Origin of the sequence: Thiomonas arsenitoxydans, assembly GCF_000253115.1 — a bacterium.
Taxonomy (GTDB): domain Bacteria; phylum Pseudomonadota; class Gammaproteobacteria; order Burkholderiales; family Burkholderiaceae_C; genus Thiomonas; species Thiomonas arsenitoxydans.
This window is the reverse complement of the sequence record NC_014145.1, coordinates 629,953-642,377: the sequence shown is the minus strand read 5'-3', so window position 1 is coordinate 642,377 and position 12,425 is coordinate 629,953. Positions and strand designations below refer to the sequence as shown.

15 protein-coding genes and 1 tRNA gene are annotated in these 12,425 nt (G+C 62.5%); 8 read left to right on the top strand and 8 right to left on the bottom strand.

The window, feature by feature from the left end; genetic code table 11:
- Window positions 1-36 precede the first annotated feature (36 nt).
- Together THI_RS02950 and THI_RS02945 are read right to left on the bottom strand one after the other, a co-directional pair.
- On the bottom strand, window positions 37-264 hold the full coding sequence (locus THI_RS02950) for a PP0621 family protein (RefSeq protein WP_013104740.1): 228 nt from the start codon (window positions 262-264) through the stop codon (window positions 37-39).
- The gene (locus THI_RS02945; protein ID WP_013104739.1) at window positions 261-1,100 is read right to left on the bottom strand and encodes a cytochrome C assembly family protein; all 840 of its coding nucleotides are present in this window, start codon (window positions 1,098-1,100) and stop codon (window positions 261-263) included. Before THI_RS02945 ends, THI_RS02950 begins: the two co-directional genes overlap by 4 nt.
- Window positions 1,101-1,226: 126 nt before the next feature.
- Between THI_RS02945 and ffh the strand changes: the two genes are divergently transcribed.
- Complete coding sequence (ffh, locus tag THI_RS02940) at window positions 1,227-2,576, top strand: signal recognition particle protein (RefSeq protein WP_013104738.1); 1,350 nt, start codon at window positions 1,227-1,229, stop codon at window positions 2,574-2,576.
- 29 nt (window positions 2,577-2,605) lie between these two features.
- Here ffh and THI_RS02935 read toward each other — a convergent pair whose 3' ends face one another.
- Together THI_RS02935 and THI_RS02930 are read right to left on the bottom strand one after the other, a co-directional pair.
- A complete protein-coding gene (locus tag THI_RS02935; RefSeq protein ID WP_013104737.1) occupies window positions 2,606-3,253 on the bottom strand; it encodes a lytic transglycosylase domain-containing protein in 648 nt (215 codons plus the stop codon).
- Between the two features lie 20 nt (window positions 3,254-3,273).
- Window positions 3,274-5,004, bottom strand: coding sequence for a proline--tRNA ligase (locus THI_RS02930; RefSeq protein WP_013104736.1), 1,731 nt, complete (start codon window positions 5,002-5,004; stop codon window positions 3,274-3,276).
- Window positions 5,005-5,180: 176 nt separating this feature from the next.
- Between THI_RS02930 and THI_RS02925 the strand changes: the two genes are divergently transcribed.
- Entirely contained in the window at window positions 5,181-5,777 is a 597-nt protein-coding gene (locus tag THI_RS02925; RefSeq protein WP_013104735.1) for an RNA pyrophosphohydrolase, read from the top strand.
- Window positions 5,774-6,340, top strand: coding sequence for a CNP1-like family protein (locus THI_RS02920; protein ID WP_013104734.1), 567 nt, complete (start codon window positions 5,774-5,776; stop codon window positions 6,338-6,340). The genes THI_RS02925 and THI_RS02920 overlap by 4 nt, the downstream gene beginning before the upstream one ends.
- Before the next feature lie 20 nt (window positions 6,341-6,360).
- Here THI_RS02920 and proB read toward each other — a convergent pair whose 3' ends face one another.
- The 4 genes from proB to rplU all read right to left on the bottom strand — a co-directional run bounded on the left by proB (window position 6,361) and on the right by rplU (window position 9,274).
- Entirely contained in the window at window positions 6,361-7,488 is a 1,128-nt protein-coding gene (gene proB, locus THI_RS02915; RefSeq protein WP_013104733.1) for a glutamate 5-kinase, read from the bottom strand.
- Window position 7,489: 1 nt separating this feature from the next.
- On the bottom strand, window positions 7,490-8,554 hold the full coding sequence (cgtA, locus tag THI_RS02910) for an Obg family GTPase CgtA (RefSeq protein WP_013104732.1): 1,065 nt from the start codon (window positions 8,552-8,554) through the stop codon (window positions 7,490-7,492).
- Window positions 8,555-8,692: 138 nt separating this feature from the next.
- Window positions 8,693-8,950 (bottom strand): 50S ribosomal protein L27, encoded by a 258-nt coding sequence (gene rpmA / locus THI_RS02905; protein WP_013104731.1) that lies wholly within the window; start codon window positions 8,948-8,950, stop codon window positions 8,693-8,695.
- Window positions 8,951-8,962: 12 nt separating this feature from the next.
- Window positions 8,963-9,274, bottom strand: coding sequence for a 50S ribosomal protein L21 (gene rplU / locus THI_RS02900; RefSeq protein WP_013104730.1), 312 nt, complete (start codon window positions 9,272-9,274; stop codon window positions 8,963-8,965).
- Window positions 9,275-9,587: 313 nt separating this feature from the next.
- Between rplU and THI_RS02895 the strand changes: the two genes are divergently transcribed.
- The 5 genes from THI_RS02895 (at window position 9,588) to tnpB (ending at window position 12,411) form a co-directional block, all read left to right on the top strand.
- Complete coding sequence (locus tag THI_RS02895) at window positions 9,588-10,598, top strand: polyprenyl synthetase family protein (RefSeq protein ID WP_013104729.1); 1,011 nt, start codon at window positions 9,588-9,590, stop codon at window positions 10,596-10,598.
- Between the two features lie 72 nt (window positions 10,599-10,670).
- Window positions 10,671-10,747 (top strand) — tRNA-Pro (locus THI_RS02890).
- Between the two features lie 209 nt (window positions 10,748-10,956).
- Complete coding sequence (locus THI_RS02885) at window positions 10,957-11,658, top strand: hypothetical protein (RefSeq protein WP_157096597.1); 702 nt, start codon at window positions 10,957-10,959, stop codon at window positions 11,656-11,658.
- Between the two features lie 39 nt (window positions 11,659-11,697).
- Window positions 11,698-12,066, top strand: coding sequence for a hypothetical protein (locus THI_RS02880; protein WP_013104728.1), 369 nt, complete (start codon window positions 11,698-11,700; stop codon window positions 12,064-12,066).
- A 3-nt stretch (window positions 12,067-12,069) separates the two neighbouring features.
- Window positions 12,070-12,411 carry an IS66 family insertion sequence element accessory protein TnpB gene (gene tnpB / locus THI_RS02875; protein ID WP_013104727.1) on the top strand — a complete coding sequence of 114 codons (342 nt, stop codon included), beginning with the start codon at window positions 12,070-12,072 and terminating at the stop codon, window positions 12,409-12,411.
- Window positions 12,412-12,425: the final 14 nt, after the last annotated feature.

Below are 12,425 nucleotides of genomic sequence, written 5' to 3'. Positions count from 1 at the left end.
GCGAATGCGCTTTCAGCGGCGACCGCAGCGCCCGGCTTACGACCCCAGACGGGCATGCTCGTCGCTGCAGTACGGCTTGCCATCGCGCCAGACGCAGCGGCTGGCGGGCGAGTGCACGCCGCAATGCGCGCACGGCAACATCGCCTCGGGAACCTGCGGCGGTTTATTGGGCGAAGGCGGCTGTCGCACGCTGCGGGGCTGCTGCGATTTTTTGATGAGCATCAGCCCGACGATCACCACCACGAACAGAACGAGGTACTTCATCGGTGCAAAATCACCTGCAGCACAAAACGCGAACCGACATAGGTGAGCATCAGCAGCACCGTTCCGCCAAACAGCCAGGCCAGCGCCCGCGTACCCCGCCAGCCCAGAAACACCCGGCCCACCATCAGTACGGCAAAAATCAGCCAGGCTGCGATACCGAAAACCGCCTGATGATTGAACTCGAACGGTTTGCCAAACAATTCTTCGCTGAACGTCGCCGCAAAAATGAGCGAGGCCGTCAGCAGCACAAAACCCACCGCCGCCAAGCGATAGGTCAGCTTTTCCAGGGTGAGCAAAGGCAGGCTGCGCGACACGCCCGACACCGCGCCTTTGCGCCGATGCAACGAACGCTCGGCCGTCCACAGCAAAATGCCGTGAAGCACGGCCGCGCCGAACAGACCATAGGCGGCGATCCCCATCGCCCAGTGCAGCGCGAAAGTGGGCCCCGCGCCGTAAGGCGGCGTAAAGCCTCCGGGGAAAACCCAGCTCAGCAAAATGGAAATGGCCGCCAGCAGACAGATCCAGCTTCTCAACATCTGCAGGGGGTAATACAGACTTTCCACCCAATACACTGCCGCCACCAGCCAGAACGTGACCGAAAGCGCCTGGGCAAAGCCGAAATGCGGCTGCAACTCGCCGTGCAGCACCATGGCGAAGGTGATGGTCTGCGCGATCCAGGCCAGCGCCATCACCCAGGTCGACCAGCGCTCGGAACGTTGCGTCGCCCCGCTAGTCTCCCCTTCCGCATGGCCCAGCACCAAAGCAGGTTTCGGGCGCGACAACACCGCAGCCAACATATAGAAGGCGAAGGCGAGGCTATTCACTAAAATCGACATAATTCAAGTTTAACCGACCCCCCTGCGGTTTTTCAGTGCCGCGTGCGGTGAATGCCAGACTGGCCTCAGCTCGGCGACGACCATACTGCGCAAACGCCCCAACCTCGCTCCAAGCTTCCACGCCCCATGCTCAACAACCTCACCCAGCGCCTGTCCCGCGTGGTCAAGACCCTCAAGGGCGAAGCACGCATCACCGAATCGAATATCCAGGACATGTTGCGCGAGGTACGCCTCGCGCTTCTCGAAGCCGACGTGGCGCTGCCCGTCGTGCGCGAATTCACCGCCCGCGTCAAAGAAAAGGCGCTGGGCCAAGATGTGGTGGGTTCGCTCACCCCCGGTCAGGCGCTGGTCGGCGTGGTGCAGCGCGAGCTTGCCGATCTGATGGGCGGCGACGCCGTGCCGATCAACCTCGCCACCCAGCCGCCAGCCATCGTGCTCATGGCCGGTCTGCAGGGCGCGGGCAAGACCACCACCACCGCCAAGCTGGCGCGGCTGCTGACCGAGCGGCAGAAGAAAAAAGTGCTCACCGTTTCGTGCGACGTCTATCGGCCGGCGGCCATTGCACAGTTGCAGACCGTGACGGCGCAGGCCGGGGCGGAATTCTTTCCCTCCTCACCCGACGACAAACCGCTGGACATCGCCCGCCGCGCCGTCGAATTCGCCCGCAGTCACCACTTCGACGTGCTGCTCGTCGACACCGCCGGACGACTGTCGGTGGACGAAGCCATGATGCGCGAAATCAAGGAACTGCATGGCGCGCTCAAGCCCATCGAAACCCTGTTCGTGGTTGACGCCATGCAGGGCCAGGACGCAGTGAACACCGCGCGCGCCTTCCACGACACCCTGCCGCTGACCGGCATTGTGCTCACCAAACTCGACGGCGACGCCCGCGGTGGCGCTGCGCTGTCGGTGCGGCAGGTCACGGGGGCGCCGATCAAGTTCGCCGGGGTGTCGGAGAAGATCGACGGCCTGGAGCCGTTCGACCCGCGCCGCATGGCCGACCGGATTCTGGGCATGGGCGACATCCTCGCCCTGGTGGAGCAGGCGCAGCGTCAGGTCGATGTCGATGCTGCGCAGCAACTGGCCGCCAAGGTCAAGTCGGGCGCCCAGTTCGATCTCAACGATTTTCTGATGCAGTTGCAGCAGATGAACAAAATGGGCGGCCTGCAGAGCATGCTCGACAAGCTGCCGGCCGATATGCAGGCCAAGGCCGGTCAGGCCGATATGAACCGCGCCGAGCGCGACATGCGCCGCATGCAGGGCATCATCCACAGCATGACCCCGCAGGAGCGCCACAAGCCCGACGTCATCAAAGCCACCCGCAAACGCCGCATCGCCGCAGGCGCCGGGGTGCAGGTGCAGGAAGTGAACCGCCTGCTCAAGCAATACGAGCAGATGCGCGACATGATGAAAAAAATGAAGGGCGGCAAGATGTTCAAAATGATGCAGCGCATGGGCGGCATGATGCCGCGATGAGTGCTCGGCGCTCGGAGGGACGGGCGACCTCAGCCGGAGCCGCCCGCCACCAGCCAGCGCTGGCGCGCGGCGAGCACCGCGTCGGGATAGGCGGATCTTCCGCGCGAACCGTTGTAGCGGCCCAGGGCGTAGAACAAGCTGCCGTTCTCGATATTCAGGTAGTGCCGCAAAATCACGCAGCCATAACGCAGATTCACCTGCATGTGAAACAGGCTGGTGATATCGCCATTGCCGATCTGCTGGGTCCAGAACGGCATGACCTGCATATAGCCCATCGCCCCGGCCGATGAAATTGCGTATTTTTTGAAGCCGCTTTCCACCTGAATCAAGCCCAGGATCAGCGCGGGCTCCAGCCCGGCGCGGTGCGCTTCGTACCAGACGGTTTGCAGAAAATCGCGCCGCACCGAGAAGCCCGGAATGCGGTTTTGCAGTCGCGCCGACTCGGTCGCCAGCCACACCCAGTATTGGGCGAAATGATTGGCGTCGCGAAAGTGCGGTTGCGGCGGCGGAGCCTCGGCAATCTGCGCGGCGAGCGCGGTGCGCACCGCGTCGCTGAGCTGCTCTTCCTTTTGCGCGCCGGCCCAGGCAGGCCCAGTGGGCAAGCTCCAGCCCGCGCCGATCGCAGCGCCCGCTCCCGCCACCTGCAACAGCCACCGACGGCGAGACAGGTCACGCATGCCGCTGTGCTCTTGCGGACTCAGCGCTGCAACCGGGCTTGCAACTGCGCGGAGGCTTCAGCCAGCGGCAACACCGTCGGCGCACTCTCTCGGCGGTGCTGATACTCGACCGTGCCAGCAGCAAGGCCGCGATCGGAAATCACCATGCGGTGCGGCACGCCGATCAGTTCCCAGTCGCCCAGCATCACGCCCGGACGCTCGCCGCGGTCATCCAGCGCCACATCCACGCCTGCGGCGATGAGTTCGGCGTAGAGCGCGTCCGCCGCCTGGCGCACGGCCTCGCTGCGGTCATAACCGATGGGGCAGATCACGGCAGTGAACGGCGCGATCGCATCCGGCCAGATCATGCCCTTGGCATCGTGATTCTGTTCGATGCAGGCCCCGAGGATGCGGGTGATGCCGATGCCGTAGCAGCCCATTTCCAGCGTTTGCGATTTACCCTTGTCGTCGAGGAATGTCGCGCCCATCGCGGCCGAATATTTGGTGCCCAGATAAAACACATGCCCCACCTCGATGCCGCGGCAGATCGACAACACGCCCTTGCCGTCCGGGCTGGGATCGCCCGCCTGCACATTGCGGATGTCGGCCACTTCGGGCTCAGGCAGATCGCGCCCCCAGTTGACGCCGGTGTAGTGGAAATCCACCGCATTGGCGCCGACGACGAAGTCGCTCATATTCGCCACGGTACGGTCGGCAATCACGCGCACGGGATGCACAGTGCCAATCGGCCCAAGGTAGCCCGGCGGCGTGCCAAACGTGGCCACAATCTCGGCCTCGGTCGCCATGCGGGTGCTGGCCAGACCGGCGAGCTTGCTCACCTTGACCTCGTTGACCGCATGATCGCCGCGCACCAGCAGCAGCACGATGGTTGCGGCCTGCCCGGGCTTGTCGCCATCCACTGCGAGCACGACCGACTTGAGGGTCTGCTGCAAGGGAATGCCCAGCAGCGTCGCGACATCCTCGCATTTGGCCGCGCCCGGCGTGGGCGTCTTTTGCAGCGTCTGCGTCGGTGCCGCGCGCGCGGCGATCAACGGCAGAGCTTCGGCCTTCTCGATGTTCGCGGCAAAGTCGGAACCCTCGCAGTAGGCAATGGCATCTTCGCCGGTATCGGCAATGACGTGAAACTCATGGCTGAGGGAGCCGCCGATCGCCCCCGAATCCGCCGCCACGGCGCGGAACTCGAAGCCGAAACGCTGAAAGATGCGCACATAGGCATCGAACATGACGCGGTAGCTGATCTGCGCCGCCTCGAAATCGCGATCGAAGGAATACGCGTCCTTCATCGTGAATTCACGCGCGCGCATCACACCAAATCGCGGACGACGCTCATCGCGAAACTTGGTCTGGATGTGATAGAAATTGAGCGGCAGTTGACGCCAGCTCCGCACCTCGCTACGCACCAGATCGGTCACGACTTCCTCGGAAGTGGGCTGGATCACAAAGTCGCGGTCATGGCGGTCTTTGATGCGCAACAGTTCGGGGCCGAATTGATCCAGCCGCCCCGTCTCCTGCCAAAGCTCGGCCGGCTGCACCACGGGCATGAGCAACTCGATGGCGCCCGCGCGATTCATTTCCTCGCGCACGATGGCCTCCACCTTGCGGATGCTGCGCAGGCCCAGCGGCAGATAGCTATAGAGCCCCGCTGCATGTTTTTTGATCATGCCCGCGCGCAACATTAGCGCCTGGCTGCGAACATCGGCATCCGCCGGATCGTCCTTCTGAGTGGAAATGAAAAAGCGGGAAATTTTCATGCGTAGCGGCGCGTGGCCGGCATTTGAGGAAAAATAAATTCGAAGATCAGCGTGATCGTCGGGGTCTTGGCTGTATTGGGCGTTTGCAGGCTCTGCCGCACTCTGGAAACACCCTCTCCCAGCGGCCGCGCTGCCTATAATCAAACGGAGAATTCTAAAAGATCGAGGATCAGGCGATGTTGGATCGCGAAGGCTACCGTCCCAACGTGGGCATCATCCTGCTCAACGCCAGAAATCAGGTGTTCTGGGGCAAGCGCGTGCGAGCGCATTCGTGGCAGTTTCCGCAGGGCGGCATCAACCCGGGCGAAACGCCTGAGCAGGCCATGTACCGCGAGTTGCACGAAGAGGTCGGCCTCAACCCTTGTCATGTCCGCATCATTGCCCGCACCCGCCAATGGCTGCGGTATGACGTGCCCAGCCACTTCGTGCGCCGCGACAGTCGGGGTATCTACAAAGGCCAGAAGCAGATCTGGTATTTGCTGCGCCTGACCGGGCGCGATTGCGATGTTTGTCTGCGCGCCACCGAGCACCCTGAGTTCGACGCCTGGCGCTGGAACGAATACTGGATACCGCTCGACAGTGTGATCGAGTTCAAGCGCGACGTCTATCAAATGGCGCTGACTGAGCTGGCGCGTTTTCTGCCCCGAACCGAACCGCGCACGCGTTTCCTGCGCGCCAATCTGCGGCACCGCCATGAGGGCGCCGCCACTGCAGACGAGGCCGCCACGACGGATGCTTCGGCTTCTCCTTTCACCACACCGGATCCAGCATGACCTTTTCTGCTTCAGCACGCCTGCGCGCGACGCTGCTGGTCGGCCTTTTGCTCGGCTTGGGCTCCAGCCCTTTGACTCACGCCCAGTCTGCAGACCAAAGCGACTTGTTCGGCGCCAAGCAGAGCCCTGCCGAAGCGCCCGTCACCTTTCCCCGCGCCCCGGCGGATCTGTTGCATGTGCACATCACCGCGAGCGGCGCGCTGCAGTTTTATGTCGATCGGGGCTCGATCTCGGTGGAACCCGGCCAGACGGTGCGCTACACCTTGGTGGGAAAAACGCCCGACGGACCGAGCAATATCACCTATGAAGGAATCAACTGCGCCACGCGACAGTGGACGCTCTATGGTCTGTGGAACGACGCCAGCCAGAAATGGGGGGCCGCAAGCGGGGGGGACTGGCAGCGCATTCCCGAAAACGGTGCAACGCGGGTGCACGCCACTCTTTACAGCGACGATTTTTGTCACAACCGGGCTGTTCGCGGCACGCCTGCTGACTTGGCTCGTCGCATCGAGATGGGCTTGCATGCGCCCTCGGACAATTCTCTGATGACGAATGAGCGCTGAAGCATCTCTACCGCTGCGTCCTACAGGAAAACCATATTGTCCCGGTGAATCAGCTCGGGCTCCTCGCTGAAACCGAGTATGGCCTCGATGTCGGCAGACGGGTGGCGCATGATGCGCCGGGCCTGTGAAGCCGCGTAATTACTCAGGCCCCGCGCCACTTCCGCTCCGCTTGCATCGCGCACGGCGATGACGTCACCTCGATCGAAGTCGCCCTGTACCTCCACCACGCCAACCGGCAGCAAGCTGGCCCCTTGTGCGCGCAAACGCCGGGCTGCGCCTTCATCCACCCTGACCCAGCCGCGCAGTTGCAAATGATCGGCCATCCACTGTTTGCGCGCGGCAAGCTTGGCGTGACCAGCCAGTAGCTGAGTGCCAACGATCTCGCCCCGCGCCAAGCGGAGCAGCACATCGGGCTCGCGTCCGCTGGCAATCACGGTATGCGCGCCACTGCGCGCCGCACGCCGCGCTGCCGTGACCTTGGTCGCCATCCCGCCGGTGCCGATTCCCGTTCCAGCACCGCCGGCCATGGCCTGCAGCGTGGCGTCCTCGGCGTCGGCTTGGGCGATCAGCGTGGCGTCGGCATGTTTGCGCGGGTCCGCGCTGTACAGGCCCGATTGGTCAGTGAGGATGATCAGCACATCGCCTTCCACCAGATTGGTGACCAGCGCACCCAAGGTGTCGTTGTCACCAAACTTGATCTCGTCGGTGACCACGGTGTCGTTTTCGTTGATGACCGGCACGACACCCTGCTCCAACAAGGTCAGCAAGGTCGTGCGGGCGTTGAGATAGCGCTGGCGATCCGCCAGGTCGGCATGGGTCAACAACACCTGCGCGGCGACCATGCCGCGCTCCCGGAAGGCCGTTTCGTAAGCTTGCGCCAAGCCCATCTGGCCGACGGCCGCAGCCGCCTGCAACTGGTGCATCTCGCGCGGACGTTGCGACCAGCCCAAGCGACGCATCCCTTCTGCGATGGCGCCGCTGGAGACCAGAATGACGTCCTTGCCTGCCGAGCGCAGGCCGGCGATCTGCCCCGCCCAGCGGGACACGGCATCGAGATCGACGCCACGCCCTTCATTGGTGACCAGACTGGAACCGGCCTTGATGATGACGCGCCGCGCCGACTGCACGACAGAGCTGGAAGGCTGCATTTCAGGGGCTGACATCGTCACGGAAGCGGGGATCGAGTTCGACGGTTTCTACCGGTTTGCTTTGGCCGATATGTTCGGCAATCGCGTGCAGCAGTGGGTCAAGGCCCTCGCGTGCCAGTGCCGAGATCGGGAACACCGGGCCTTTGTAACGCAGACGGCGAAGCAGGTTTTTCACCGCTGCATCGCGCTCGTCTTCGGGCAGCAGATCGAGTTTGTTGAGTACCAGCCAACGGGGCTTGGCGGCTAGGTCGGCGTCGTATTTTTTCAGCTCGGCCACGATGGCGCGAACATCCTTGACGGGATCTGCGCCCTCTTCAATCGGCGCCATGTCCACGATGTGCAGCAGCAGTTTGGTGCGCTGCAAATGCCGCAGAAACTGATGGCCCAGCCCCTGGCCTTCCGCCGCGCCCTCGATCAGCCCGGGAATGTCGGCAATGACGAAGCTCCGGCCAGGCCCCAGACGCACCACGCCGAGATTGGGATACAGCGTGGTGAACGGATAGTCGGCAATCTTGGGACGGGCATTGGACACGGCGGAAATCAAGGTGCTCTTTCCCGCGTTGGGCATGCCCAGCAGCCCCACATCGGCCAGCACCTTGAGTTCGAGACGCAGCTTGCGATGCTCGCCCTCTTGTCCCTTGGTCGATTCGCGCGGCGCGCGATTCACGCTGGATTTGAAGTGCAGATTGCCCAAGCCGCCTTGCCCGCCGCGGGCGATGATGATCTCCTGGCCGTCCTGCACCAGATCGGCGATGAGCTCATCCGTTTCGGCATCAAAGATCAGCGTGCCAACCGGCATGCGCAGCACCTTGTCGTCGCCACCGGCGCCGTACTGATCCGCGCCGCGCCCGTGCTCGCCGTTGCGTCCGCGATGCAGCTTGGAAAACCGAAAGTCCACCAGCGTGTTCAGATTGACATCTGCGCGAGCGATGACATGTCCGCCGCGCCCGCCGTCACCGCCATTCGGCCCGCCAAAGGGAATGAATTTCTCACGGCGAAACGACACGCAGCCGTTGCCGCCGTTTCCGGCGTGCGCCTCGATCACGACTTCATCGACAAATTTCACGGTGGGCTCGCTTCGCTGAAAAAACAGAAAACCCCGGCTGGCGAACCCGGCACACACGCTGTGTGCCTTGTGTCACCACGCCGGGGCGTTGATGGGGCATTGCCCCAACCCGGCCTAACAGCGGCCGAGTCTCACACGTCAGTTGGCTACAACCGTCACGGTCTGCCGATTGAACGCGCTCTTCACTTCAAATTCAACGCGGCCATCGACCAGCGCAAACAAGGTGTGGTCTTTGCCGATGCCGACATTGTGTCCGGGGTGGAACTTGGTGCCACGCTGACGCACGATGATGCCGCCGGCCGAGATGCCCTGGCCGCCATACACCTTCACGCCGAGTCGTTTGGCTTCTGAGTCGCGCCCGTTGCGGGTTGAGCCGCCGCCTTTTTTCTGTGCCATGTCTGAATCTCCTTAGGCCGAGATCGTTTCAATCTGAAGCTCGGTGTAATTCTGCCGATGCCCCTGATGCTTCTGATAGTGCTTGCGGCGACGCATTTTGAAAATGCGCACCTTGTCGTGCCGCCCGTGCGACAGCACCTTGGCCGTCACCTTTGCACCGTCGACCAGGGGAGTGCCGAACTTGGCGTCTTCACCGTTGACCACGGCGAGCACCTCTTCCAACACAATATCCTGACCTACGTCTGCCGGCATCTGTTCTACCTTGATTTTTTCGCCAGCTGCAACACGGTACTGCTTGCCGCCGGTTTTTATGACCGCATACATAAGTTCACCTCTTGGAAATCGTGCAAACGGCCTCTCTTATCGGCCCCGCACGGACAACCAGACCACTCCGCAAGCTTCCTCAGAAAATAGAAGGCTTGGCGGTTCGCCCGGAAAAAGCTCGCAATTCTAGCACGGCTTAAGTCTTTCACCAGTTATGCTCAGACATCGTCGTCCACGCACTATGTCCTCAGGTTCGACCTCCCTCCCTGCCACCGCACCTTCTTAGAATGGCGGCCTGTAGGAAGGTGTTCATGAACCTCTCCTTAAAGATCAAATATTGTCAACCCGCATCTGATTCGCAACCGACTCTTCCATGTCGCCTTCCTCAACACAAACGCCAGACATGGCGCAAGCACCGACGATTCATTCCGTCTTTGCGCCGATCACCGAAGACATGGAGCGCGTCGACCGGGCCATTCACACCCACCTCGCCTCCGAAGTAGCTCTGATCAACACCATCGGCGGCTACATCGTTGCGGGCGGAGGCAAGCGACTGCGTCCCGCCTTGCTGCTGCTCGTCTCCCAGGCACTGGGGTTTCGCGGGCCGCAACAGCACATCATGGCCGCTGTGGTGGAACTGATCCATACCGCCACCCTCCTTCATGACGACGTGGTGGACGAGTCATCCATGCGACGCGGGCGCGAAACCTCCAACGCCCTCTTCGGGAACTCGGCCAGCGTGCTAGTCGGCGATTTTCTGTACTCACGGGCATTTCAGATGATGGTGTCCGTGGGGAGCATGCGCATCCTCGACATCCTGGCCGACGCCACCAATGTCATCGCCGAAGGCGAAGTGTTGCAATTGCTCAACATGCACGACCCGGAAGTCGATGAGCAACGGTATCTCCAAGTCATCCGCTTCAAAACCGCGAAACTTTTCGAGGCCGCAGCCCGAATCGGCGCCGTACTCGCCGATGCCGATGCGAACACGCAGGAAGAGATGGCCCTGGCGGGACGTAGCTTCGGCACCGCATTCCAGTTGATTGACGATCTGCTCGATTACAGCGGGAACTCCGCAGAACTGGGCAAGAACATTGGCGACGACCTGCGCGAAGGCAAACCCACCCTGCCGCTGATCATCGCCATGCGACAGGGCACTGCCGCGCAGCGCACTCTGATCGAAAATGCCATCCGCCAAGGCGACACCAGCGCACTCGACGACGTGATGGACATCGTGCACGCTTGCGGCGCCATGCAGGCCGTGCGCAAGGCCGCGCAGGGCGAGATCCGCGTTGCCGAGTGCGCGCTTTCCCCCCTAGCACCTAGCCCTGCCCGGCAGGCTCTGCTAGACTTATGCGCTTACTCTTTAGGACGCACGGTCTGATTTCTCGGACAACAGCACGGGCAACAATACCTGAGCGGCGAGATGATCCAAACCGCGCGTACCACTAAAGATCGGGGTGTAGCTTAGCCTGGTAGAGCGCTACGTTCGGGACGTAGAGGCCGGAGGTTCGAATCCTCTCACCCCGACCAAAAATCTTTGCAAAATCAATAAATTGCGAAGATTTTCCGGAAAGAAAAAATCCCGCGAATTGAAATCTGTGGCAATTCTGTGCCACAGATTGCCTCAAAGTCCGGCGTGCGACGCACGCCAAACGGCTTGAGGGCCATGCGTCGCCGACCTTGCGCGGCGCATAAACCTGGTTGCTTCACGGTGTCCCCACTTCGTTTTGGAGACACGCATGGCAACCCTGGAAAACCGCTCCCGTTTTCGCGTCACAGTCAGAAATCGCGAGGACCTCACGCGGGAGTTCCCCTTCAACGCACCAGCGCGCGTGGCCAGCCACATGGCCGAGCTGCGGGCGCAGGGATTCAAACCTGCCGTGACCCAGCTCGAAGACACCATCCTGGTGCGGGTACGGCAGAAAGGCCGCGCGCCACAAACCTTCACCCTGCCGTCGGTCGAGACAGCCGAAAAGCTCATCCGCAAAATCGAGGAGGAGCGCGGACGAGGTCTGTACGTCGACTACGCACGCTCCCACAAGGTCACGGTCGCGCAACTCATGGTTCGGTACTTGAAGGAGAAGGTGCCCAAGCTCAAGTCCGCCGACATGCTCACCTACAAGCTTGAGGCCATGCTCATGGACAGCGGCCCGCACGGAAAGGCGCTGGTCGAAGAGTTCAAGGACTGGCAAAAGGCCCATGGTCGTAGGGTGCACCCCGGCAGCTTTCAGATGCGGACAACCTATGGCAGCCTGGAATGGCTGCACAAACCTCTGCCCGAGGTCACGACCGATGACCTCAACGACTTTATTGAGGAGCGTCTGCAGGACAGCGAACCGGCCACGGTCGACCGTGAAGTCGACATCTTCAGCGCCTTGTTCACGTTCATCCTCGACGTTTGGAAATACCGTAAGCGTTTGCCGAACCCATCTTTTCAATGAGTCTGAGCTGAGCGAAGCTTGGGTTTTTTCGGGGGCTCCATGCGATCAGACAAACTCAGTGAAGAGCGGATTGATGAGATTCTGGCGATCCTCGATGAACTCAAAGCCAGCGGGATGAAGGCCGAAGCGTTTGCGCAAAGCAAGGGGCTGGGCTACGGGCAACTGCGCGGCTGGCTGTCGAGCGCGCCGCGCTGGCGCGCCCAACGCGCGGGTCTGGCCCTGCCGCCTCGGCGCAGCGCCTTCGTGCGCGCCCACTGCAACCCGTCCCCCGCTGCGGCTGCGGAGGGAAGCCCCCATCCCGGACACGCCCGCATCACCTGCGAGGGGGCCCAGCGCCGCGCCCAGATTGACTGGCCCGTGGCCCACGCAGCCGAGTGCGCGCAGTGGCTGCAGGCCTGGCTGGGATAAGCCATGCTGCGCATTGAGGCCATCTGGCTGGCCGTGGGCGCCAGCGATCTGCGCGGCGGCATGGATAGCCTGCTGGGCCAGGTTGTGGCCCGGTTTGGCTCGGCCCAGCGCCACCATGCCTACGTGTTTGCCAACCGCCGCGCCACCCGGCTGAAGGTGCTCGTCTTTGATGGCTCGGGGATCTGGCTGTGCACGCGCCGACTGCAAGAAGGCCGGTTTGCCTGGCCGCAGGAGGACCGTGAGGCGCTGCACCTGAGTGCCGAGCAATGGAGTTGGCTGGCCGCCGGGCTGCCGTGGCAGCGCATGACCGCGCACGCCACCGCCAGCGCCATTGCCGTGGTGTAGTCCCCCGGACGTTT